This is a genomic window from Pseudomonadales bacterium (genome assembly GCA_024234215.1).
Taxonomy (GTDB): domain Bacteria; phylum Pseudomonadota; class Gammaproteobacteria; order Pseudomonadales; family UBA5862; genus JACKOQ01.
The window spans coordinates 59707-82407 of sequence record JACKOQ010000002.1 but is presented as its reverse complement, the minus strand read 5'-3'; the positions used below and the strand labels follow the sequence as shown (position 1 = coordinate 82407).

The 22701-nt window shown below is 63.8% G+C and carries 22 protein-coding genes; 14 read left to right on the top strand and 8 right to left on the bottom strand.

Annotation, left to right across the window (positions count from 1 at the left end):
• Positions 1-11: 11 nt before the first annotated feature.
• From H7A13_04690 to flgA, 8 genes are all read right to left on the bottom strand, one after another.
• Positions 12-1220, bottom strand: a complete 1209-nt coding sequence (locus H7A13_04690) for an acyl-CoA dehydrogenase family protein (GenBank protein MCP5332638.1) — start codon at positions 1218-1220, stop codon at positions 12-14.
• Positions 1221-1284: 64 nt separating this feature from the next.
• A complete protein-coding gene (locus H7A13_04685) occupies positions 1285-2163 on the bottom strand; it encodes an alpha/beta hydrolase (GenBank protein ID MCP5332637.1) in 879 nt (292 codons plus the stop codon).
• A gap of 50 nt (positions 2164-2213) precedes the next feature.
• On the bottom strand, positions 2214-2756 hold the full coding sequence (gene folE, locus H7A13_04680; GenBank protein ID MCP5332636.1) for a GTP cyclohydrolase I FolE: 543 nt from the start codon (positions 2754-2756) through the stop codon (positions 2214-2216).
• A gap of 73 nt (positions 2757-2829) precedes the next feature.
• Positions 2830-3405, bottom strand: a complete 576-nt coding sequence (locus H7A13_04675) for a Smr/MutS family protein (protein ID MCP5332635.1) — start codon at positions 3403-3405, stop codon at positions 2830-2832.
• A 118-nt stretch (positions 3406-3523) separates the two neighbouring features.
• The gene (locus tag H7A13_04670) at positions 3524-3955 is read right to left on the bottom strand and encodes a c-type cytochrome (protein ID MCP5332634.1); all 432 of its coding nucleotides are present in this window, start codon (positions 3953-3955) and stop codon (positions 3524-3526) included.
• Positions 3956-4170: 215 nt separating this feature from the next.
• Positions 4171-4665 (bottom strand): flagellar protein FlgN, encoded by a 495-nt coding sequence (locus H7A13_04665; GenBank protein MCP5332633.1) that lies wholly within the window; start codon positions 4663-4665, stop codon positions 4171-4173.
• Between the two features lie 2 nt (positions 4666-4667).
• The gene (gene flgM / locus H7A13_04660; GenBank protein ID MCP5332632.1) at positions 4668-4982 is read right to left on the bottom strand and encodes a flagellar biosynthesis anti-sigma factor FlgM; all 315 of its coding nucleotides are present in this window, start codon (positions 4980-4982) and stop codon (positions 4668-4670) included.
• A gap of 109 nt (positions 4983-5091) precedes the next feature.
• On the bottom strand, positions 5092-5727 hold the full coding sequence (gene flgA, locus H7A13_04655) for a flagellar basal body P-ring formation protein FlgA (GenBank protein ID MCP5332631.1): 636 nt from the start codon (positions 5725-5727) through the stop codon (positions 5092-5094).
• A 288-nt stretch (positions 5728-6015) separates the two neighbouring features.
• On the opposite strand from flgA, the gene H7A13_04650 reads away from it, so the two are divergent.
• From H7A13_04650 to mutS, 14 genes are all read left to right on the top strand, one after another.
• Positions 6016-6966 (top strand): chemotaxis protein CheV, encoded by a 951-nt coding sequence (locus H7A13_04650; GenBank protein MCP5332630.1) that lies wholly within the window; start codon positions 6016-6018, stop codon positions 6964-6966.
• A gap of 55 nt (positions 6967-7021) precedes the next feature.
• On the top strand, positions 7022-7840 hold the full coding sequence (locus H7A13_04645; protein MCP5332629.1) for a protein-glutamate O-methyltransferase CheR: 819 nt from the start codon (positions 7022-7024) through the stop codon (positions 7838-7840).
• 180 nt (positions 7841-8020) lie between these two features.
• Positions 8021-8425, top strand: coding sequence for a flagellar basal body rod protein FlgB (gene flgB / locus H7A13_04640; protein MCP5332628.1), 405 nt, complete (start codon positions 8021-8023; stop codon positions 8423-8425).
• Between the two features lies 1 nt (position 8426).
• Positions 8427-8861 (top strand): flagellar basal body rod protein FlgC, encoded by a 435-nt coding sequence (gene flgC, locus H7A13_04635; protein ID MCP5332627.1) that lies wholly within the window; start codon positions 8427-8429, stop codon positions 8859-8861.
• Positions 8862-8911: 50 nt separating this feature from the next.
• On the top strand, positions 8912-9586 hold the full coding sequence (locus H7A13_04630) for a flagellar hook assembly protein FlgD (GenBank protein MCP5332626.1): 675 nt from the start codon (positions 8912-8914) through the stop codon (positions 9584-9586).
• A gap of 27 nt (positions 9587-9613) precedes the next feature.
• Positions 9614-11545 (top strand): flagellar hook protein FlgE, encoded by a 1932-nt coding sequence (locus H7A13_04625; protein ID MCP5332625.1) that lies wholly within the window; start codon positions 9614-9616, stop codon positions 11543-11545.
• Positions 11546-11842: 297 nt separating this feature from the next.
• A complete protein-coding gene (flgF, locus tag H7A13_04620; GenBank protein MCP5332624.1) occupies positions 11843-12580 on the top strand; it encodes a flagellar basal-body rod protein FlgF in 738 nt (245 codons plus the stop codon).
• Between the two features lie 78 nt (positions 12581-12658).
• A complete protein-coding gene (flgG, locus tag H7A13_04615; protein ID MCP5332623.1) occupies positions 12659-13444 on the top strand; it encodes a flagellar basal-body rod protein FlgG in 786 nt (261 codons plus the stop codon).
• An 81-nt stretch (positions 13445-13525) separates the two neighbouring features.
• Positions 13526-14188 (top strand): flagellar basal body L-ring protein FlgH, encoded by a 663-nt coding sequence (gene flgH, locus H7A13_04610; GenBank protein MCP5332622.1) that lies wholly within the window; start codon positions 13526-13528, stop codon positions 14186-14188.
• Positions 14189-14201: 13 nt separating this feature from the next.
• Complete coding sequence (locus tag H7A13_04605) at positions 14202-15302, top strand: flagellar basal body P-ring protein FlgI (GenBank protein ID MCP5332621.1); 1101 nt, start codon at positions 14202-14204, stop codon at positions 15300-15302.
• A 15-nt stretch (positions 15303-15317) separates the two neighbouring features.
• Positions 15318-16322: a flagellar assembly peptidoglycan hydrolase FlgJ gene (flgJ, locus tag H7A13_04600; protein ID MCP5332620.1), complete on the top strand. Its 1005-nt coding sequence runs from the start codon at positions 15318-15320 to the stop codon at positions 16320-16322.
• A 12-nt stretch (positions 16323-16334) separates the two neighbouring features.
• Complete coding sequence (flgK, locus tag H7A13_04595) at positions 16335-18305, top strand: flagellar hook-associated protein FlgK (protein MCP5332619.1); 1971 nt, start codon at positions 16335-16337, stop codon at positions 18303-18305.
• 18 nt (positions 18306-18323) lie between these two features.
• Positions 18324-19568: a flagellar hook-associated protein FlgL gene (gene flgL, locus H7A13_04590; GenBank protein MCP5332618.1), complete on the top strand. Its 1245-nt coding sequence runs from the start codon at positions 18324-18326 to the stop codon at positions 19566-19568.
• A 390-nt stretch (positions 19569-19958) separates the two neighbouring features.
• Positions 19959-22700 (top strand): DNA mismatch repair protein MutS, encoded by a 2742-nt coding sequence (gene mutS, locus H7A13_04585; GenBank protein ID MCP5332617.1) that lies wholly within the window; start codon positions 19959-19961, stop codon positions 22698-22700.
• Position 22701: the final 1 nt, after the last annotated feature.

Here is a 22701-nt window from a genome sequence, read left to right as displayed (position 1 = left end):
GCTGTTCCGTGTCACTTCGGCAGGTCGAGCACCCGCTCGCCGAGAATGTTGTGTTGCACTTCGCTGGTGCCGCCGCCGATGGTGGCCGAGTAGGCGTTCATCGCGGCACGCTGCCATTCGCCACCCTGCACCGCCTCGGGGTCGCCCATGTAGAGGTTGGCACGGCCGCCCTGCAGCTCGACGGCGAAGTAGGCGAGCCGGCGCATGAACTCCGATCCGAACAGCTTGCCCATCATCATGGTCGCGGCCGGGCGCTCCGGCGTCAGCAGCTTTTCGATCCTGGCGCGCTGGCTGGTCAGCGCGATGCTGCGCTGATCGATCAGAAAGTTGAGCAGCTTGTCCTGGACCAGCGGATCCTCCAGTGCCGGGCGGCCGTCACGCTCGATCAGCCGGCTCATCTCGATCACATCCTGGGTGGAGAAGACGGTGGACATGTTGCCGCCGGCCTGACCGCCGGCCGCGCCACGTTCGAAGGCCAGCACCGCCATCGCCACCAGCCAGCCCTTGCCTTCTTCGCCGACCAAGGTCGATTCATGGATGCGGGCATTGGTGAAGACGGTCTGATTGAAGCCGTACTCGCCGGTGATCTTTTTGATCGGGATCACCTCGATGCCGGGCGTCTGCATCGGGCAGAGAAAGAAGCTGAGGCCGGCATACTTGCTGCTGGTGTTGGGAATCGAGCGCGCCAGCAGAATCATGTGCTTGGCGTAGACCCCGAGGCTGGTCCAGATCTTGGCGCCATTGACGACGAAGTGGTCGCCATCACGTTCGGCACGGCACTGGGCGTTGCCGAGGTCGGAACCATGGTCCGGTTCCGAGAAACCCTGACACCAGATCTCCTCGGCGTTGAGAATGTTTTTGATGAACTGCTTTTTATGGGCCTCGCTGCCCAGGTGCAGAATGGTCGGGCCGGCCCACGACAGGCCGATGGCGTTGACCATGAACGGGACGTTGGCGCGGGTCATCTCCTGAGTGGCGATGTCCTGCAAGATCTGTGGCTGACCGCCGCCACCGTATTCCTTTGGCCAGGCCATGCCCAGGTAGCCGGCCTCGTACACCTTGCGCTGCCAGTCGCGCAGGTAGTCGAACTGCTGCTGAGTGTCGACCTCCATGAAGGATTGAGGGAGGATGAAATCGGGTTTGGCCGGGCGGTTGCGCTCCAGCCAGCCGGCCACCTCGCGGCGGAACTCCTGATGTGCTTTGGGTTCGGGTGTGGTCATTGATCGTTCCTCGATCGTTGTTTGAGAAGTGTTGGGGGGGTCTCCCGGCGTCAGCCGGGGTCGGTCAGGTGCCTTGCAGAAAATCGAGAATCAGCCGGTTGACCTGTTCGGGCTGCTCCTGATGCAGGAAGTGGCCGCCATCGTCGATGACACGGTTGGTCAGGCCGGCGGGGAACAGGGCGTCGATGTTCTGGCTGAACTCGGCACCGATGCAGCCATCCAGCGCGCCATGGATGTTCAGCGTCGGCACCTGGATCGGTTCACGGCCAATGCGCGCCTGCAGCGGTGCCAGCAGCGGGTCGTGCCGTTCGGGATTCATGGTGCAGCGGTAGTAGCCGAGCGCCGCTGCCAGTACGCCGGGCTGGGCCAGGGTCTGTTTCAGTGCGCGCATCTCTTCGGCCGGAAAATCCCAGCCGGGTGACCAGTCGCGCCACAGCCGTTCGATGAAGGCGAAATCTTCCAGTGGCACGGCCAGGTCGGCCAAGGCGGTCTGAAAGAAGAAGATATACCAGGAGCGCTTCTGCTGTGCCCAGTTGTTCAGTAGCGCGGTGCCCATGCCGCCGTAGGGCAGGGCGAGGGTGATCAGCTTGCTGACCTTCTCGGGCGCGAACAGCGCTGCCGCGCTGGCGGCGGTGGAGCCCCAGTCGTGGCCGATGACGACTGCCTGCTGCGCACCGAGCGCCTCGATCAGCGCCAGCACATCCTGCCCGAGTGCCGCGGTCTGGTAGTTGCCGTTGGCAGCCGCTGCGGTGGGCGCATAGCCGCGCATGAAGGGGGCGACGGCACGGTAACCGGCCTGCGCCAGTGCCGGCAACTGGTGGCGGAACGAGCGTGCGGTGTCGGGGAAGCCGTGCATGCACAGCACCAGTGGCCCTTCGCCCTGCTCCAGAAAGGTGAACTCCAGGCCGTTCGCAGTGACCTTGCCCTGTTTGAATGGTTGCATGAGCGCCTCTTGATCGTTTTTCAGTGTCAGTGTCTGGCGAAGGCTGCGTATCAGCTCGAAATCAGGGAGAGCAGTTCGCTGCGGGTGCTGGGGTTGCTCTGGAACTGCCCGAGCATCACCGAGGTCTTCATCCGCGAATTCTGCTTCTCGACGCCGCGCATCATCATGCACATGTGTTGCGCCTCGATGATCACGGCCACCCCCTGGGCCTGGGTGACCTTCTGAATGGTGTCGGCGATCTGCCGGGTCAGGTTCTCCTGCACCTGCAACCGCCGGGCGTACATGTCGACGATGCGGGCAAACTTCGACAGGCCCAGAATCTTGCCGCTGGGGATGTAGGCGACATGGCACTTGCCGATGAACGGCAGCAGGTGATGTTCGCAGAGCGAGTAGAGCTCGATGTCCTGCACCAGCACCATCTCGTTGCTTTCCGATTCAAAGATGGCGTTGTTGATGATCTGGTCGATGTCCTGGTGGTAGCCGCGGTTGAGGAAGGCAAAGGCGCGGGCGGCGCGCTCGGGGGTGTCTCTCAGTCCGTCACGGTTGAGATCCTCGCCGATGCTCTCGAGCAGCTTCTGATAGGCCTCTTTCATTGTTTTGCTCCGGAGTTCGCTGTGTGGGGCAGCGGGATGTTACGTGATCGACCACGGCTGAAAAACCCTGGGCTCACAAGGTTGGCGGCTGCTGGCGCAGCCGCAGATAGAGTGCGCCGGTGCCGCCATCACGCGGCAGTGCCGAGCAGAAGGCCAGCAGTTGCGGAAACCTTGGCAGCTCTGCGACCAACCACGACTTCAGCACCGCAGTGCCGCTGGCGGAGCCATGGCCCTTGCCATGGATGATCAGCAGTGTCCGCAGGCCCTCTTGCCAGCTCTGGTCGATGAACGCGCGCAACTCGATTTCGGCCTGCCGTTGCCGCAGACCGTGCAGGTCGAGCACGGCCTCGGTGCGGAATTTGCCCCGTTTCAGTTGCAGCAGTTGCCGCGGCTGGATGCCGGGACGCTGAAACAGCACCGGTTCTTCGCCGCTGCAGGGTCGGGGCGCCGCTTCAGCGGGCTGTCTGGCGTCCTCGTCGGATGGTGGAGATGGAGAGCGACGTGGCCTGAATTGGCCGGTTTTGCTGGGGATGGGGGCGCAGCCCGCAGCGGGAGTGCGAATCACATCAGCCGTGGCCTGCTGGAACAGTGCGCGCTCCTCGGTGGCAAGCGTTTCGCCCGGAGCAGGTGGTGTGCGGTTCTTGCGCATGGCAGACAGAAGATGAAGGTCAAACGGCACGACCCAGTCTCTGCTCCAGTCGGCAGCCAAGCCGACAATCGTGGACGAAGCGCGCGGGGTACGCTTCGTCCACGGCCCGAGGGAGAGCTTACTTCTGCTGGATCGTCTTCAGATATTCGACCAAGGTGCCGACTCTGGCTTCGGCAATGGCATGGCTCGACGAGGAGTCCTCATAGAAGTAGCGACCCCAGACCGGCATCTCCTTGGGGCCATGCACCCGGGCGATGGTGCGGTCATCCAGGGTGCCGCTCACGACCTGCTTGATCCGCTCGGTCGGGAAGGTGCCGCCATTCTTCTTGGCGATCTGCGTCAGATCGGCGGGGGTTTTCTTCATGCCCTCGGCCATGATGCCATCGCCCTTGCCGCTCTCGCCGTGGCAGGCGGCGCAGTGTTGCGTGTAGTCGGCCGGTGGTTGCTTGGCTTCTGCGTTCGCCATCGACGCAGCGCCGAGCAGGGTCAACGCGCAGAGCGTGGAGAGGGTCATCGAAGAGCGAGCGGTGAAGCGTCGACGTTGGGACATTTTTCATTCTCCTGGGTTGGGGGCTTCATCTTATTGTTTTAGCGGCACGCACAGGGTATCCGCACTTCAAGAATCGACAGCCGGAACGATACCCGATTGTGAACGTCGATGCCAGATTTTGTATGGCTATGGCGCCTTTGGCTTGCCGACTGAGTACAGAATGGGTGTGATCGCGTGGATCGAGTTGCCGAAGGGGGATGGATATGCGGCGTTTCTCAGACGCTGCCGAGAGAGCGTCTGCTGTTTTCCTGCTGCAGGGTCATTCCAGCCTGGTCATAGACAGCGGTCTGCTCTTCCCGGCCAAGGAGCAGGTTGATGAGCCGCCGGGTGCGTTCATGCCCCTGTTTGATCAGTTGACCGTTGACGCTGTTGGCATGTTGGCAGCGTCTGCTTTTATGTTTGAAGGTGCGCCACTGGATGGTCAGGGCCGGGCTCTCCTGCAGCAGCGGAGCCGATCTGATGAGCTGCTCGATCAGGGCTGGTTCGCGCGGCAGACCGGACGCGCTGAGCCAGTGCTGGAAGTCGCGATGCAGGGCATCGAGCTGTTGCAACAGCTGATGCTTGGTCGGCAGCAGGGCTGAGAGCTGCTCTGCGTCACGGTGCTCGATCAGCGCACGCTCCTGTTCAAGGGCGTCGAGCAACTGGTCGAGCAGTTGGCACTGCTGCTGCAGCCGTGCGGCGAACTGCTGTGTCTGTTCCCTATTCAGCATGGTTATTGATCGAGCATCCGTTCGAAGCTGAGCATCTTTCTGGCGGTCTGCTCAGGATTCGGTTGGTAACGGCCTTCATCGATGGCTCGACGAATCTCCGCGACCTTGCCTTCGCGCACTTCGCCTGCCGGGAGCTGCTGTTCCAGACGCTGCAGCGAGCGGCCCTGATCGCTGATCCGCACCGCTTCGCTCTGGGCCGTGCCGGATGCCTCTGCGGCGGGCCTGTTGTCAGTGCGCGACTCGGCGGGGGCGGTGCCACTCGGGCGCTCCGGGACGGGCAGCGGTGTGGGCGGCTGAGTTTTGAAGTCAATCACCATGGTGCACTCCTGTCAGAATCGGGTGGGCAAGCGGCGCTTGCCTGCATGGGCTGTATCGGCGGCTTTGCGCCACGCTTTAGGCGGCAATGTACTTTTTCGGATGGCGTTTTCACAGTCTGACCATGACCGTGCCGGCCGAATGCACGCGCGCCCGGATGATTCGCTCGCTGCGCAGGTTTCTGATGTCGATCTGCGCGCCGGCTGCGCCATCGGCGAGCGCGATGCCGCTGCTGCGCACGGTCAGGCCGTCCACTTCAGCCAGGATCACCACCTCATCTCCCCGTTTGATCAGCCGTTGTGGCTGCAGCAGGCTCTGGCGCAGCGGCTCTCCGGGGGCAATGTCGCGACGTGCCAGCTGTTCCAGTAATTGCCGCGGGTCGGTGAAGTAGCCCTGTGGCAGTGTCGAGATGTCGCTCTGCCGCAGGGTGATGGCGCTGGCATCGAGTGCGCTGCCACGCGAAATCGGGTGGGCAGCGACCACCACCGGGCGGAACTGACGCACGTTGGCGGGGATGTAGAGCGACCAGCCCTGGGTGCTGCTGTTGCAACTGGCCTTGATCGAGACTCTGCCAAGCAGCTCGCCGGTCGGCGCCTGAAATTGCAACGGGACGGCACATGCCGACAGGCGCATTCTGCGGTCGAGTGGCCCGACCGTGATCTCGAAGCGTGTTTCGGCGCTGTCGGCGCTGCCGATTCGTTGACGCAGGAATTTCTCGGCCTGGGCCGTCAGGTCGTCGACCGCCATGCTCCAGCATTTGATGCTGAGCAGGCTGCAGAAAAGAGCCAGTGTCAGGCCGAGGAGCCGGTGGTTTCCTTCCCTTTTCATGGTCATGAACTACGCTTTGAATCAATGGCGATGCAGCGCTTTGCAGTGACGAAAATCACCCTCCAGCAGCGGGTTGGGTGTCGGAATTCCGTCATTTTTTGCCGATGCCCCTGCATGAACCGGGTAATGACGATAGATAAATGCAGACTTCGTGCCGATGTTTGATCGAAAAGGTTGAACGCGGCCACAACCGCAGCGGAGGGGAACATGGCTGGAGTGTTGGACAGCGTCAACAGGCGCACGCAGCTGGTGGGCCAGAATCGTCTGGAGCTGCTGCTGTTCAGATTGGACGGCAGGCAGCTCTATGGCATCAATGTGTTCAAGGTCAGGGAGGTGCTGAACTGCCCGCCGCTGAGCTCGCTGCCCAGGAGCAACCCCTTGGTGCGCGGCGTGGCGCACATTCGCGGCAGCACCATTCCAATCATCGATCTGAGTCGGGCGATTGGCCAGCGGCCGGCGGAAGAGCTGGAGCAGAAGTTCATCATCATCACCGAGTACAACCTGAAGGTGCAGGCCTTTCTGGTCAGTGCGGTGGAGCGCATCGTCAACATGATGTGGGAGGAGGTGCATCCGCCTCCCAGCGGCGCGGGCAACCAGAACTATCTGACCGCGGTGACCGAGGTCGATCGGCAACTGGTCGAGATCATCGACGTGGAGAAGATTCTGTCGGAGGTCGCGCCACGCTCGGAAGCGATCACGCTGACCGGCATCGATGATGCGCTGATCGCCCAGGGTGGTCAGGCCCATGTGCTGGTGGTCGATGATTCGAGGATCGCGCGCAAGCAGGTGCTCAACTGCCTCGCCAGTGTCGGCATCGAGGCGACCTCGTGCCAGAACGGCAAGGAGGCGCTCGAGTTTCTGAAACGGCTGGCGGATGAAGGTCAGGAGCCGGCGCGGAAGTTTCTGATGGTGATCTCGGACATCGAGATGCCGGAGATGGATGGCTACACCCTCGCCACCGAGATTCGCGCGGATGCCCGATTGAAGGATCTGCATGTGCTGCTGCACACCTCGCTGAGCGGTGTCTTCAACAAGGCGATGGTTGAAAAAGTGGGCGCAGACAACTTCATTGCCAAGTTCCAGCCCGATGAGCTGACCCAGGCGGTGATCGATCGCCTGAAGGCGGTCCATCCTGCCGTGCACTCCACCGCGGCCTGAGCGGGGGTTGCAAGGCGTGGAGGTTGGCCAGTGGCGAGAGATGACGAGGTGAGCCTTGACGATTGAAAGCGGCGATTACCGGCTTTTTCGCGATTTCCTCGAACGCAGCTGCGGCATCGTGCTGGGCGATGGCAAGGAGTACCTGGTCAAGAGTCGCGTTGGCACGCTGATGCGCGAGCAGGGCATCGGGACGCTTGGCGAGCTGGCCAGGCGTCTTGAGTCGACCCAGCAGCGGCAGTTGCGCAAATCGGTGCTGGATGCGATGACGACCAACGAAACCATGTGGTTTCGCGATGGCTATCCGTTCGATATCTTGCGTGAACGTCTGCTGCCGGAGCTGGCCAGGTCGAAGCAGCGGGTCAGAATCTGGTCGGCGGCCTGCTCCTCGGGTCAGGAGCCCTACTCGATCGCGATGGTGGTCGAGGAGTATCTGTCATCGCAGCTCGCTGCCTTTGCCGGTGGCATCGAAATCGTCGCAACCGATCTCTCCTCGCAGGTGCTGCAGCAGGCACAGTCCGGCATCTATGCCGAGAGCGCCCTGGCGCGCGGTCTGTCGCTGGAGCGCAGAAAGCGCTTTTTCGATCCGGTCGAGGGCGGGTATCAGGTCAAGCCGGCAGTGCGCGGGCGGATCAGTTTCCGGCAGATCAACCTGCTGGAGGATTTCACCGCCCTGGGCAACTTTGATCTGATCTTCTGCCGCAATGTGTTGATCTACTTCCGAATGGAGTTGAAGCGGGAGATTCTGCGGCGGCTGCGCGGACGGCTCAAGCCGGGCGGCTCGCTGCTGCTGGGTGCCTCCGAAACCACCCTCGATCTGGGGCACTGCTACCAGATGGAGTACTGCAATCCTGGCGTGATCCATCGCGCCTGCTGAACTCTCCTTGCCGGGTCGGCCGGCAAGAAGGTGCCGTGCCGGGCATCCGGCAGGCTGGCAAGAGTTTGCCGTTCACGCCTGCATTCCACGAATTCTCTTTACAATTCTTTGTAAAACAATAACAAAATATTTTGGCATTGACTTTGCTATCTGATACCTGACGTCATCAGGAGCAGAGTCATGGCCATCAACTTCGACCGCGCGCTCGGGCTTCATCCGCAGGCCCTGCAACTGGCCGCTCGCCGTGCCGAGTTGCTGGCCAACAACATCGCCAACAGCGACACCCCGGGCTACCAGGCGCAGGACATCGACTTCAGCCGTCTGCTGGCGCAACAGGATGATGGGAGGAGGTCGACCAGCGGGCTGCTGCGTACCCGTGACACCCACCTGTCGGTGGGTGGCGCCGAAGGCTTCGACCAGCAGGTGGCCTATCGCCAGCCGCTGCAACCCTCGATCGATGGCAACAGTGTCGATCTGCAGACCGAGCAGGCCGAATTCGCCAAGAATCTGCTGCACTATCAAACCAGTCTGACGCTGCTGCGCGGACGTTTCGATGGCCTCAGCCGCGCCATCAAAGGAGAGTGAGATGTCACTGGGTCAGATCTTCGACATCGCCGGTTCGGCGATGAGCGCACAGACGGTGCGCCTCAATACCACCTCCAGCAACCTGGCCAACGCCGATTCGGCCAGCAGCAGCATCGACCGCACCTACCGTGCGCGCCATCCGGTTTTTTCGGCGGTGCAGCAGCAGGTGATGGAGCAGGGTCTGTTCGGCGAAGCAGCGGCGGCGCAGGCCGGTGTCGAGGTGGCGGGCATCGTCGAGAGTCAGGCGCCGTTGCAGCCGCGCTATCAGCCGGAACATCCGATGGCCGATCAGGATGGCTATGTCTACTACCCCAACGTCAATCCGATCGAAGAGATGGCCGACATGATTTCGGCCTCCCGCTCCTATCAGGTCAATGTCGAAATGATGAACACGGCCAAGGAGATGATCGTGCAGACCCTGAAGCTGGGCGGGTAAAGCGCCATGGTGCGTGACGGGGAACAGGGCAAACCAGTTGGAGCAGGATGATGAGCAATGTCACGGGTGTGCAGTCGGCCACCGATCTCTATGCCGAAATCAGCAAAAGGCCCGATGTCAAAAAGGCCGGCGATGACAAGAACCAGTTTCTGGAGCTGATGGTCGCCCAGTTGAAGAACCAGAGCCCGCTCGACCCGCAGAACGGTGGTGAGTTTCTGGCGCAACTGGCGCAGTTCAGCACCGTCGAGGGCATCAACACGCTCAATGAGACGGTCGCAGGCTATGGCGGCAGCATGCGCTCGTCGCAGGCGCTGCAGGCCACGGCGCTGGTGGGGCGCACGGTGCAGGTGCCGAGCAAGGTGGGTGAGCTGGGCGGCGGCAAGCCGTTGAGTGGCGAGATCGAGTTGCCGAACAACACCGACAGCCTGCTGCTCAACATCAGCACCGAGTCGGGGGCCCTGGTCAGGCAGTTTGCGCTGGGTGCGCAGAAGGCCGGGAGTCTGCCGTTCAGTTTCGACGGCACGACCGAGCTGGGCGAGCAGTTGCCGGCGGGCCGTTACCAGGTCGTTGCCACCATCCAGGGTGTGACCGGCAAGGCCGAAGAGGTGCCGGTGCTGCTCAATGCCAACGTCAACAGCGTCACGCTGGGACGTGATGGCAGCCTGATGCTGAATGTGGCCGGCGTCGGAGCGGTCTCGGCCAACGAAGTCAGAAAAGTCCAATAGCTCAACAGATTGATAAGGGGTTAGCACATGTCATTCGACACAGCCGTCTCGGGTCTGCGGGCCGCCAACACCGAACTGGGCGTTGCCGGCAACAACATCGCCAATGCCAGCACCACCGGATTCAAGGCATCGCGCGCCGAATTCGGTGACGTCTATGCGTCGGCGCTGGTCGGCTCCGGCCGTACCGCAATCGGCAACGGTGTCAACCTGAACAAGGTGTCGCAGCAGTTCTCGCAGGGCAACATCAACTTCACCAACAACAGCCTCGATCTGGCGATCAACGGTGATGGCTTCTTCATTCTGTCCAAGGATGGGTCGCGCTCCTACACCCGGGCCGGCGTGACCAGTCTGGACAAGGATGGTTATCTGGTGAACAGCACCGGCGACCGTTTCCAGGGATTCCTGGCTTCAGGCAGCGGTGCGCTGGCGGCCAATATTTCCGATTTGCGCATCCAGACCCAGGAGCTGGCACCCAAGCTGACCGCGCAGGTCAAGGCCCGGCTCAACCTCGATGCACGGGAGACGCCGCCGGAGCAGCGCAGCTACAGCGCCGCCATGAGCGGCAGCAGCATCGGCAAGGTGCAGCTCGGGACGACTTCTGCCGTGACCAACGGCTATGGCACGGGATCCTTGCAGTTGAAGAACAACGACACCGGTCAGGCAGTGAGTCTTGCCAGCAGCAGCGGGCAGAGTGCAGCGGCCATCGCGGCCGGAATCAATGCGCTGAACCACTCCGGCGTCTCGGCTTCAGCGCAGACCAGCGTCACGCTGTCGGCGATCACCGGGGTGGCCACCGGGGAGTTCTCACTGAACGGGACCGCGCTGACCGGCAACACGGTCGCGGCCTGGGTCAGTCAGATCAATGCGATGAGTGGCTTCTCGGCGGTCGACAATGGTGGCGGTTCGATGACCATCACCCAGAACAGTGGTCAGGACATCGATTTCTCGATCACCGGCACCGGCTCCGTCGCGCTGCGTGGCCCGGGTGACAGCGCTGCATCGACCCTGAATGCAGGCAATGGCTTTGCCACGGTCGGTGGCACGGTCGCGCTGACCACCAGCGAGAACTACAGCTATGTGACCGGCAGCGGTGACGGGGCGGTCTTTCCTGGTACGCCCTCGACCGGTCCGGTGATTGCCAGCAACACCTTCGACCCCTCCCAGCAGGACAGCTACAGCCACGCCACCTCGGCCACCATCTATGACAGCCTGGGCAATGCCCACACCCTGAGTCAATATTTCGTCAAGGAGTCGGTCTACAAGAGCGGCCTCGACAACGCCTGGACGCTCTACGTCAAGATCGATGGTCGCGATGTCGGTGATCCGCTGCCCAACTCGTCGCTGCCGACCCAGGCGAGTTATCGGCTGGTGTTCAATGCCGATGGCAGCCTCGACAGCGCCAACTCCGATTCGATACTGATCTCCAACTGGAGCCCGAAGGATGCCAATGGCGCCGACAATGGCGCACTGCAGGGCTCACCCGGGACCACACTGCCGCTGCCGGTGCCCTCGACCAGTTCGGCCTTCGTGGTGGAGATGGATTCCTCCACCCAGTATGGCGGTCCCTTCGCGGTCAATGCGCTGAGTCAGGATGGCTATGCATCGGGCCGGCTGAGCGGCATCGAGATCGCCACCGGCGGGCAGATCTTCTCGCGCTTCACCAACGGCCAGTCGAAAATTCTGGGGCAGGTGGCGCTGGCCAACTTCTCCAATCCGCAGGGGTTGAGCCCGACCGGCGGCACCCGCTGGGTCGAGACCTATGACTCCGGCGCGCCGGTCGTCAACACGCCGGGTTCGTCGAGTCTTGGCGTGTTGCAGTCGGGTGCACTGGAGGAGTCGAATGCCGATCTCTCCAACGAACTGGTCAGGCTGATCGTGGCCCAACGCAACTATCAGGCCAATGCCAAGACCATTCAGACCTATGACGCCGTCACCCAGTCGCTGCTCAATTTGCGATAGCGACGCGCTTGACTGAGTCGTGAAGGGGCCGTTGTCGTTGCGCAGTGGCCCCGATTTTGTCGCCATCCCCGCTTCATGCACCGGCGGCAAGCCGTTGCCGCCCTCCTCTCCATGCTCTGCCGCCCCGGCGGAAAAATCTGCACGTCGGCGTGCCGCTGCGGCGCTGTCTGCAATCTTTTTTCATAACGGATTGTTTTTGATTGGCTTTTTATGAAGGGGCTCTGTCAATAAACCGACGGATTGAGTTGGCCCGCGATCTGCATTGACAGATCAACAGCGATTCAACCGGAGCAGACAATGGACCGCGGAGTGTATGTCGCCATGAGTGGTGCCGCGCAGACCATGCGGGCGCAGACCATCCATGCCAACAACCTGGCCAACATCAACACCACTGGCTTTCGCAGCGATCTGGCGCAGGCGCGCAGCATGCCGGTGTTTGGCGAGCACCATCCGAGCCGGGTCTACGCGATGACCGAACGGCCCGGATCGGACCTCTCGTCGGGCACGCTGACGCAGACCGGCAACCCGCTCGACATCGCCGTGGCGGGTGAGGGCTGGATCGCGGTGAGTGGCCCGGATGGGCGCGAAGCCTACACCCGCGCCGGCGATCTGCGCATCGATGCACTGGGGCAGTTGACCACCGCCAGCGGTCTGCCGGTGCTCGGCAACGGCGGCGCCATCGCGGTGCCGCCGGCGCAGAAGATACAGATCGGCGCGGATGGCACCCTCTCGATCGTGCCCCAGGGCGGGGATGGACAGACGCTGACCGAGGTGGACCGGATCAAGTTGGTCAATCCGGACGCCCGGCAGTTGCGCAAGGAGCAGGATGGTCTGTTCCGGCTGGCCGCTGGCGCAGTCGCCGAGGCCGATGCCACGGTGCGGGTCGAGTCGGGCGCCATCGAGCGCAGCAATGTCAACGCGGTCGAGTCGATGAGCGAAATCATTACGCTGGCGCGGCAGTTCGAGATGCAGGTGAAGATGATGAAGACCTTTGAAGAGAACGCCGCGCAATCGACGCGGATTCTGCAGATGTAACGGGGTGGCCACGGCGCCAGAAAACTGCCGCCTCACGGGGGCGCGATTCGATCAACACGGCAAGCAGGAAAAGACGACATGAATGGTGCGCTTTGGGTCAGCAAAACCGGATTGAGTGCGCAGGACACCGCACTGCGGGTCATCTCCAACAACCTCGCCAATGTCTCGACCATGGGCTTCAAGCGCGATCGGGCGATGTTCGAGGACATGCTCTATCAGATCGACAAGCAGCCCGGCGGGCTCTCGACCCAGGAGTACCAGTTGCCCTCGGGCCTGCAACTCGGCACCGGGGTGCGCACGGCCGGCACACAGAAAGTTTTCAGCCAGGGCACGCTGCAGGTGACCGAGCAGCCGCTCGACATGGCGATCAACGGTCAGGGCTTCTTTCAGATCACCATGCCCGACGGCAGCATCAGCTACAGCCGCGACGGGCAGTTCAGCCTCAACTCCGAAGGTCAGATCGTCACCACCAACGGGCTGCCGCTGGAGCCGGCCATCACCATTCCGGAGAACACCAAGAACATCACCATCGGTCAGGATGGCGTGGTCAGCGTGCTGACCGCCGGTGCCACCTCGCCGACCGAAGTGGGCACCATTCAGCTGGCCAACTTCGTCAATCCGGCCGGACTCGAAGCGATCGGCGACAACCTGTTTCGTGAAACCACCGCCAGCGGCACGCCGCAGGTGGGCACCGCCGGACTGGATGGGCTGGGCAGTCTGAAGCAGGGCTCGCTGGAGAATTCCAACGTCAGTGTGGTCGAAGAGATGGTCAACATGATCACCACCCAGCGCGCCTACGAGATGAATTCGAAGGTGATCTCCACCGCCGACCAGATGCTGCAATACCTGGGTCAGACCCTGTAACCGGTGAAGCACGATGGTGAGAGGTATCCGCTGATGACCACTGTCGCGACCGGCCGCAAGCGAGCGCGAAACAGCCGCCGGATGAGCCTGCTGCTGCTGTCGCTGCTGAGTCTGGTCGGCTGTGACGTGCTGCCGGTCAAGCCGGATGATCCGGCCTATGCGCCGGTCTCGCCCGATCGCCTGATGCCGACCTCACAGGTGAACGGCGCCATCTATCAGGATGGCCAGATGGTGCAGCTGTTCGGCGACCGGCGGGCGCAGCGGGTCGGCGATGTGGTCACCATCCTGCTGACCGAGAACACCGCCTCGAAGAAGAGCGCCAAGACCAGCACCCAGAAGGATGAGTCGGCCACCATCGCCAATCCGTCGCTGTTTGGCCACGATGTCAGCATCCAGGGCAACGACCTGAGCGCCTCGCTCGATGCGAAGCGCAAGTTCGATGGCGAGGGCAGCTCCGACCAGAGCAACAGCCTGAGCGGCAGCATCACCGTCACCGTGGTCAATGTGCTGCCCAATGGCTTGCTGGAGGTGCGCGGCGAGAAGTGGATCTCGCTCAACCGGGGCGATGAGTATGTGCGCATCCGCGGCCTGCTGCGTTCCGAGGACATCTCCACCAGCAACACCATCCCCTCGACCAAGCTGGCCAACGCGCGCATCTCCTACGGCGGGACCGGCGAAGTGGCCGATGCCTCGGCGATGGGTTGGCTGGCGCGCTTCTTCAACAGCCCGATCTGGCCCTTCTAGCGAGAGTGAACCGATGCGATCGATTCGTCCTGGACTCCTGTGCGGACTGCTGCTGATGGCGCTGTCCAGCGTCACGCTGGCCGACCGGCTGAAGGATCTGGCCAGTGTGGCCGGTGTGCGCACCAATCAGCTGGTGGGCTACGGGCTGGTGGTCGGCCTGAATGGCACCGGCGACAAGGCACCCTTCACCGACCAGACCTTCAGCAACATGATGGCCAAGTTCGGCATCGCGCTGCCACCCGGTATCGATCCAAAGCTGAAGAACGTCGCGGCGGTGGCGATCCATGCGCAACTGCCGGCATTCGCCAAGCCGGGCCAGAGCATCGATGTGACCGTCTCCTCGATCGGCAATGCCAAGAGTCTGCGTGGCGGCAGCCTGCTGCTGGCGCCGTTGCGTGGCACCGATGGACAGATCTACGCCGTGGCGCAGGGCAATCTGGTGGTGGCTGGCTTCGATGCCAGCGGCAATGACGGTTCACGCATCACCGTCAACGTGCCGAGCACCGGCCGCATTCCCAGTGGCGCCACCGTGGAGCGGATGGTGCAGAGCAGCTTCGGACAGGGCGAGAGCGTGGTCTTCAACCTCAACCGTGCCGACTTCACCACGGCACGACGGGTCACCGAGGCGATCAACAGCTTCATGGGTCCGCGTGCCGCCACCGCAATCGACGCCTCGTCGATCCGGGTGATGGCGCCGATCGACATGGCGCAGCGGGTCGAATTCCTGTCGATGCTGGAGAACATCGAAGTCACGCCCGGCGACGCGGCCGCGCGGGTGGTGATCAACTCCCGCACCGGCACCATCATCATCGGTCAGCATGTCCAGGTGGCGCCGGCGGCGGTGACCCATGGCAGCCTGACGGTCACCATCTCGGAAAATCCGCGGGTCAGCCAGCCGGGTGCCTTTTCGCCGGGACAGACCGTGGTGGTGCCTGACAGCAAGATCGAGGTCTCCGAAGGCAATGGCCACATGTTCAAGTTCGATGCCGGCGTGTCGCTCGACACCATCGTGCGGGCGGTCAATGGTGTCGGCGCGGCGCCGAGCGACCTGATGGCGATTCTGGAGGCGCTGAAAGAGGCCGGTGCGCTGCGGGCTGAACTGGTGGTGATCTGAGGTGCGGCGACCAGCATGAAAGTCGACCAGAGCCCCCTCTACAACGATCTGGCCTCGGTGCAGCAACTGGGCCGGGGCGGTGATCCGCAGGATCCGCAGCGGCTGGCTGCGGCGGCGCGGCAGTTCGAGTCGATGTTCGTGCAGATGATGACCAAGGCGATGCGCGATGCGAACCGGGCATTGATCGGCGACAGCCCCTTCAGCAGCCACGAGAGCGAAATCTATCAGGAGATGCTCGACAACCAGTTGAGCGTGATGAACGGCAGCGGCATCGGGCTGGCCGAGGTCGTGTTGCGGCAACTGCAAGGCGGCGAGACCGGGACGCCCGAGGCGCTGGCGTCGATGGGCTACGCGGCGCCGGCGCGCAACCCGAATCTCGATCTGCGCGCAGCCCAACTGGCCATGCGCCACCGCGACCCCGTGCCACTGGAAGCCCCATCGGCGCCGCCGTTCAAAGTGCCGCGACTCGGGGTGCAGAGCCTGCTCTGGGATCAGGATGCGACCGGTTTCAGCTCGTCCGAAGCCTTTTCGCAGCAGCTCTATCCGGCGGCACGGCAGGCGGCCTCCATTCTCGGCGTCGATCCGCGGCTGCTGCTGTCGCAGGCGGCGCTCGAAACCGGCTGGGGGCAGCGGATGATCAGCGGCAGCCGGGGCGAGAACAGCTTCAACCTGTTCGGCATCAAGGCCGATGCGAGCTGGCAGGGTCCGAAGGTGTGGGTCGACACGCTGGAGTACCGCGACGGCGTGGCAGTCAGGGAGCGGGCCGCCTTTCGCGCCTATGGCTCCTATGAAGAGAGTTTTGCCGACTACGCCCGCTTCATTCGCGAGCAGCCGCGCTATCAGGAGGCGCTGCGCCAGGCCGGCACCGCGCGCGGTTACATCCAGGCGCTGCAACAGGCCGGTTATGCCACCGACCCGGACTATGCGCGCAAGGTGATGGCGATCTACCGCGGTGACTCGATCCAGCAGGCGCCGCTGGCCATGAACCAGTCCGCCGCTGGCACCACTTCCTATCAGTGAGAACCCTGAACCATGGCGGGTGATCTGCTCAACATCAGTCTTTCGGGGATTCAGGCCAACCGGCTCAACCTGTCGGTCACGGGTCAGAACATCAGCAATGCCAATGTCGAGGGTTACAGCCGGCAGGAGGCCAATCTTTCGACCCGCCCGGCGCAGCGTGATGGTTCCTTTTTCGTTGGCAGCGGGGTGACGATCGACCAGGTCCGTCGTGTTGCCGACCAGTTCCTGACCCGACAGATCATGCTCGACAGCTCGCAGAAGCAGCAGACGCAGGCGATGCAGAGCGGGCTCGATGCGCTCGACAAGATGCTGTCGAGCGAAAATTCCGGGCTGACCACCGACCTGAACCGATTCTTTCTGTCATTCCAGGCGGTGGCCCAGTCGCCATCGTCGGTGACCGCGCGTGAGGTGCTGCTGGGTGATGCGCGTGGGCTGGCGAACCGCTTTCAGACGCTGGGGGGCGACCTTGGCCAGCGCATCAAGGATGTCAATCAGCAACTCGATACCTTGAGCGGCCAGATCAACGAGTTGAGCAGTGCCATTGCCCGGCTCAACATCAACATCGCCGTGCTCTCGGGCAATGGCAGTGGCACACAGCCGAACGACATGCTCGATCAGCGCGACCAACTGCTGCGCAAACTGTCGGAGCTGGTGCAGATCAACACCATCAGCCAGAGCGATGGCTCGATCAACGTCATGCTCGACAAGGGCAGCGCACTGGTGGTGGGCGGACAGGCCAGCAGCGTCAGCAGTGGGCCTGATCCCAACGACAACGCCCGTTCACTGCTCTACCTGCAGCTGGGCACGCAGCGGCAGTCACTCAGCAGCGGCAGTCTGGGCGGGCAACTGGGCGGACTGCTCGACTACCGTGACCAGGCGCTGGCACCGACACTGACCGAACTGGGGCGCATCGGCGGCAGCATTGCGCTGCTGGTCAACCAGCAGCATCAACTGGGTGTCGACCTGGAAGGCCGGATGGGCGGGCTGTTCTTTGCCGACCCCAACAGCGCCACACTGGCCGCCCAGCGGGTGCAGCCGAACCTGAACAACCCGCCACCCAAGGATCAGGTGATGGCGGTGCAACTGCTCGACCCGGCACAGTTCAAGAGCAGCGACTACAAGCTCGACCTGATCGGCCCGGCCAACGACCAGTACACCCTGACCCGGCTGAGCGACAATGTGCAGATCTCCAGCGGCAACTTTGGCACGCTGCCGGCCAGCATCAGTGTCGATGGAGTGCAGATCGATCTGACCTCGGGCACCTTCCGTGCCGGCGACCACTACCTGATCACGCCGTTTCGCGCCGTGCCCAACTCCATGGCCATGGCGGTCTCCAGACCACAAAGCCTGGCCCTGGCGCAACCGGTGCGCGGCAGTGCAACCCTGACCAATCAGGGCAGCGGGGCGCTGACCACGGTGGAGATGACCGACCGTGGTCCCTACGACGCCAGCACCCTGGCGCTGCCGTTGCGTATCACCTTCACCAGCGGTACTGCCTACACGGTGACCGACGGCAACAGCGCCACGGTGGCGGCCGGACTGCCCTATCCCCCCAGCGGCGCCAGCGGCATGATCCCCGCGGCACTGGGACTCAAGGTGACGATGAGCGGCAGCCCGGTTGCTGGCGACAGCTTCACCGTGCAGTTCAACAGTCAGGCAGTGGGTGACAACCGCAATGCACTGGCGCTGGGTGCGCTGGGCAACCGGCCGCTGCTGGAGCAGGGCACCCTGGCACTGATCGAGAGCGACCGGGTGATGACTGGCCGCGTCGGCACCCTCGCAGCCCGTGCCAAGGTGGCGTTCGACTCCGCCGATGCCTCGCTGCGGCAGAGCCAGGCCCAGCGCGACGCGATGTCGGGCGTCAACCTCGATGAGGAGGCCGCCAAGATGATCGAATTCCAGAACAGCTACAACGCCTCGGCCCGGCTGATTCAGGTGGCCAGCGAACTGTTCGACACCCTGCTCAACTCAGTGGGCCGCTGACCGAGGAGTTGATCCGCCATGCGCATCTCGACCATGCAGTTCTACGCCCAGGCGCGCAACGCCATTCTCGATAACCAGAGCAAGCTGCTGGAGACTCATGACCAGCTGGCGACCGGCAAGCGCGTCACCCAGGCCGGCGACGACGTCGTCGCCTTCGTCGCCATCCAGCGCCTGCGGGCCGAAGAGCAGTCCACCCAGCGCTACCTCGACAACATCACCGCCGCGCGCCAGCGCATCTCTTCAGAAGACACCACGCTCGATCAGATCACCAACAGCCTGCAACGGGTGCGCGAACTGGCGATCCAGAGCGAAAGCGGCGCGCTGAACACGGCCGACCGCGCCGGCATCGCCAGCGAACTGCGGGCACTGCGCGACCAGCTTCTGGGTCAGCTCAACAGCCGCGATGGCGATGGTCACTACCTCTTCTCCGGCTATCAGGCCAACACCGCGCCCTTTGCCAGCGACGCCAGCGGTGCCTTCTCGTTTCAGGGCGACGAGGGCATTGCCGAACTGACGGTCGCTCCGGGTGTCACCATGCCGCTGGGGCATGATGGCCGCTGGCTCTTCGTTGACCTGCTGGCGCCGCGCAACGTCACGGCGACGGCGGCCGCCAGCAATACCGGAACCGTCACCACCGCGCAGCCGATCGTCACCGACCAGGCGCAGGTCGACGGCTGGGCCGGCAAGAGCCTGTCGATCGACTTCACCTCGGCCAGCCAGTTCGTCATCACCGAGCAGCCGGCCAACATTCCAGTGGCGATCCAGAAAGGAGTGCCCGCCGGCTATCTGCCCGGCACCCCGATCGACTACGTCGCCGGCATGGAGCTCGAATTCGCCGGCACCCAGATCAAATTGAGCGGCGCGCCGCAAAGCGGCGACAGGCTCACCCTGACCGTTGCCGCCGCCGGCCGGCAGGATCTGCTCACCAGCGTCGATGCCCTGGCCCGAAGCATCACCGACGCCAGTCTCAACACGGCCCAGCGCAGCGAAGCCATCGCCGATGCGATTCAGCAGATGGATGCATCGCGCGACCGCATCAGTCAGGCCCGCGCCCAGGTCGGTGCCCGGCTCAACAGCCTCGACGCGCTGGAGTCCAACCACCAGCAGAGCACCCTGCAGACCAAGGAGGTGCTCACCAACCTCGAAGACCTCGACTTCACCGAGGCGATCAGCCGCCTCAGCCAGCAGACGGCCGCGCTGCAGGCCGCACAGCAGAGCTATGCCACCCTGAGCCGCCTGTCGCTGTTCAACCTGCTCTCGTGAGCGACAGAACGGCAATGATGGGGCGTGGTGCCGATCAACTCTGCAGCCCGGTGAGCAGCGTCACCAGCTCGCCGATGGCGGTGTAGGGCTCGCGCCCGTCATGGGCTGAAAACCTGTCGGCCAGCGCTTGTGCGCGCTGCGTGGCGGTTGCCAAACGATCGCGGGTCATCGCAAACACGCTGCTCGCCCCCTTCGTAGTCGGGAAGGTACCGCTTCAAACACCGCATCACCTCGTCCCGGTGGAATTGGGGACAGACCACGGTTTTCTGGTTTCTGCTCCGCTTTGGCAGAAAACCGTGGCCGCCAATTCTCACTTCGGCAAACAGTTTTACGGTGGTGATTTGGTGGGCCTTGCAGGACTTGAACCTGCAACCGTCCATCAATCCCGGGATGGCTCAGACTGAGCCCGTTTTTCCGTTTTCCCTTTTGAGTGAGGCAGGCAATCTGTCTGATCGGTGGAAGAGGCCCTGCCGCCGCCCCGAACCGGCTACAATTTCACCCCCGCAACAGGTTCAGGATGCAGGTCAGTTGAAGCAGCAGCACAGCCCTTTGCCCGCTGCGGGTGCCGTGGAGAAGCACACGCCGATGATGCAACAGTATCTGCGGCTGAAGGTGGAGCACCCCGATGCCTTGCTGTTTTACCGCATGGGGGACTTTTACGAGCTGTTCTACGATGACGCCCGGCAGGCCGCGCAACTGCTCGGCATCACGCTGACCAGCCGCGGGCAGTCGGCCGGGGAGCCGATTCCAATGGCGGGTGTGCCGCACCATGCGGCCGAGGGTTATCTGGCCAAGCTGACCCGGCTGGGGCTGTCGGTGGCGATCTGCGAGCAGATCGGCGATCCCGCCAGCAGCAAGGGGCCGGTGGAGCGCAAGGTGGTGCGGGTGGTGACGCCCGGGACCATCAGTGATGAAGCACTGCTGGAGTCGGACCGCGAGAACCTGCTGGTGGCGATCAGCGGCGATGGCCAGCGCTTCGGCATCGCCAGCCTGGAGCTGAGCAGTGGCCGCTTTCGCCTCTGCGAGCCCGAGTCGCCGACGGCGCTGATCGAAGAGCTGGGGCGGTTGCAGCCGGCCGAGCTGCTGATCGATGAGTCGTTGAGCCTCACGTTGCCCAAGCCGTACCAGCCGCTGCTGCGGCAGCGTCCGAACTGGGAGTTCGACCATGACAGTGCCCAGGCCGCATTGACGCGCCAGTTCCGCACCCGGAGCCTGGCCGGTTTCGGCTGCGAAGGGTTGCGGCTGGCCATCGGCGCTGCCGGGGCGCTGCTGCACTATGCCCGCGCCACCCAGCGCAGCGAGCTGCCCCATCTGGAGCGGCTGGAGGTGGAGCACCGCGACGACAGCGTGCTGCTCGACAGCGCCACCCGCCGCAACCTGGAGATCGACCGCAATCTCGCCGGTGGACGCAGCAACACGCTGCTGTCGGTGCTCGACCGGACGGCGACCCCGATGGGCAGCCGGCTGCTGAGCCGCTGGCTGCATCGGCCACTGCGGGATCAGCAGCAGTTGGGCCATCGCCATCTCGCCATCGAGCAGTTGATCGATGGGCGCCGGCATGAAGAGATCCATGCCCTGCTGCGCCGGGTGGATGATCTGGAGCGGATTCTGGGCCGGGTGGCATTGCGTTCGGCGCGCCCACGGGATCTGACCCGGTTGGGGCAGGCGTTGCGGCTGCTGCCGGATCTGCATCGGCTGCTGCATGGCGTCGACGCGCCGCGGCTGCTGGCGCTCGATGCGGCGGTCGGGCTGTTCCCTGAACTGGTCGAACTGCTGGAGGCGGCGCTGCTGCCGGAGCCGCCGGTGCTGCTGCGCGATGGCGGCGTCATTGCTCCCGGCTTCAGCGCCGAGCTCGATCAGTTGCGCGCCATGGGTCAGGATGCCGGCGCCTTTTTGATGCAGATCGAACTGCGCGAGCGGGAGCGCACCGGGCTCTCCAGCCTCAAGGTGCGCTACAACCGGGTGCATGGCTACTACATCGAGATCAGCCGCAGTCAGGCCGATCTGGCGCCGCCGGAGTATCAGCGCCGGCAGAGCGTCAAGCATGCCGAGCGCTTCATGATTCCGGAGCTGAAGCAGTTCGAGGAGCAGGCGCTCAGCAGCCAGAGCCGGGCGCTGGCGCTGGAGAAAATGCTTTACGAAGGGCTGCTCGACAGCCTCAACCTTTCCTTGGGTCCGCTTCGGGCCAGCGCCGAGGCGCTGGCGGAGCTCGACCTGCTGGCCAACCTGGCCGAGCGCGCCCACACGCTCGGCTATCAGCGGCCGCAATTCTGCGCGCAGCCGCGCATCGAGATCCGTCAGGGGCGCCACCCGGTGGTGGAGCAGGTCAGCAGTGACCCCTTCATCGCCAACGACCTCGAACTCGACGACCAGCGGCGGATGCTGATCATCACCGGCCCCAACATGGGCGGCAAGTCGACCTACATGCGGCAGAACGCGCTGATTGCGCTGCTGGCCTACAGCGGCAGCTTCGTGCCGGCGCGCAGCGCGATTCTGGGGCCGATCGACCGCATCTTCACCCGCATCGGTTCGGCCGACGACCTGGCCGGCGGGCGCTCGACCTTCATGGTGGAGATGAGTGAGACCGCCAACATCCTGCACCATGCCACCGCCAACAGCCTGGTGCTGATGGATGAGATCGGCCGTGGCACCAGCACCTTCGACGGTCTGGCGCTCGCCTGGGCCAGCGCCCGCCATCTGGCCGAACGGGCCGGCGCCCTGACCCTGTTCGCCACCCACTACTTCGAGCTGACGGCGCTGGCCGAGCAGTTGCCGGCGGTGGCCAACGTGCATCTGGCCGCCACCGAATATGGCGAGCGGATCGTCTTTCTGCATGGCGTGCGCGAGGGGGCGGCCAGCCAGAGCTACGGCATCCATGTCGCCCGGCTGGCCGGCCTGCCGGGTGCGGTGATCACCGACGCCGAGGCCCGGCTGATGCAGCTCGAGGCGCTGTCGCGCGGGGCGCAGGTGGCCTCGGCCGAACCACCGCTGCAGGGTGACCTCTTCGCGCCGGTCGATCTGGCCCACAGCGTGCTCAAGCGGTTGCAGGCGGTCGATCCCGACCGGATGACGCCACGGCAGGCGCTGGAGTGGCTCTATCAGCTCAAGGCGCTGACCGAGACATCGCGCTGAT

Coding starts and splice junctions, on each gene's coding strand:
- flgB (MCP5332628.1), top strand. CDS start 8,021: ATGGCCATCAACTTCGACCGCGCGCTCGGGCTTCATCCGCAGGCCCTG.
- H7A13_04630 (MCP5332626.1), top strand. CDS start 8,912: ATGAGCAATGTCACGGGTGTGCAGTCGGCCACCGATCTCTATGCCGAA.
- flgH (MCP5332622.1), top strand. CDS start 13,526: ATGAGCCTGCTGCTGCTGTCGCTGCTGAGTCTGGTCGGCTGTGACGTG.
- flgK (MCP5332619.1), top strand. CDS start 16,335: ATGGCGGGTGATCTGCTCAACATCAGTCTTTCGGGGATTCAGGCCAAC.
- folE (MCP5332636.1), bottom strand. CDS start 2,756: ATGAAAGAGGCCTATCAGAAGCTGCTCGAGAGCATCGGCGAGGATCTC.
- H7A13_04625 (MCP5332625.1), top strand. CDS start 9,614: ATGTCATTCGACACAGCCGTCTCGGGTCTGCGGGCCGCCAACACCGAA.
- flgL (MCP5332618.1), top strand. CDS start 18,324: ATGCGCATCTCGACCATGCAGTTCTACGCCCAGGCGCGCAACGCCATT.
- H7A13_04665 (MCP5332633.1), bottom strand. CDS start 4,665: ATGCTGAATAGGGAACAGACACAGCAGTTCGCCGCACGGCTGCAGCAG.
- flgJ (MCP5332620.1), top strand. CDS start 15,318: ATGAAAGTCGACCAGAGCCCCCTCTACAACGATCTGGCCTCGGTGCAG.
- H7A13_04675 (MCP5332635.1), bottom strand. CDS start 3,405: ATGCGCAAGAACCGCACACCACCTGCTCCGGGCGAAACGCTTGCCACC.
- mutS (MCP5332617.1), top strand. CDS start 19,959: ATGGCTCAGACTGAGCCCGTTTTTCCGTTTTCCCTTTTGAGTGAGGCA.
- H7A13_04670 (MCP5332634.1), bottom strand. CDS start 3,955: ATGTCCCAACGTCGACGCTTCACCGCTCGCTCTTCGATGACCCTCTCC.
- flgF (MCP5332624.1), top strand. CDS start 11,843: ATGGACCGCGGAGTGTATGTCGCCATGAGTGGTGCCGCGCAGACCATG.
- flgG (MCP5332623.1), top strand. CDS start 12,659: ATGAATGGTGCGCTTTGGGTCAGCAAAACCGGATTGAGTGCGCAGGAC.
- H7A13_04685 (MCP5332637.1), bottom strand. CDS start 2,163: ATGCAACCATTCAAACAGGGCAAGGTCACTGCGAACGGCCTGGAGTTC.
- flgA (MCP5332631.1), bottom strand. CDS start 5,727: ATGGCGGTCGACGACCTGACGGCCCAGGCCGAGAAATTCCTGCGTCAA.
- H7A13_04605 (MCP5332621.1), top strand. CDS start 14,202: ATGCGATCGATTCGTCCTGGACTCCTGTGCGGACTGCTGCTGATGGCG.
- flgC (MCP5332627.1), top strand. CDS start 8,427: ATGTCACTGGGTCAGATCTTCGACATCGCCGGTTCGGCGATGAGCGCA.
- flgM (MCP5332632.1), bottom strand. CDS start 4,982: ATGGTGATTGACTTCAAAACTCAGCCGCCCACACCGCTGCCCGTCCCG.
- H7A13_04650 (MCP5332630.1), top strand. CDS start 6,016: ATGGCTGGAGTGTTGGACAGCGTCAACAGGCGCACGCAGCTGGTGGGC.
- H7A13_04690 (MCP5332638.1), bottom strand. CDS start 1,220: ATGACCACACCCGAACCCAAAGCACATCAGGAGTTCCGCCGCGAGGTG.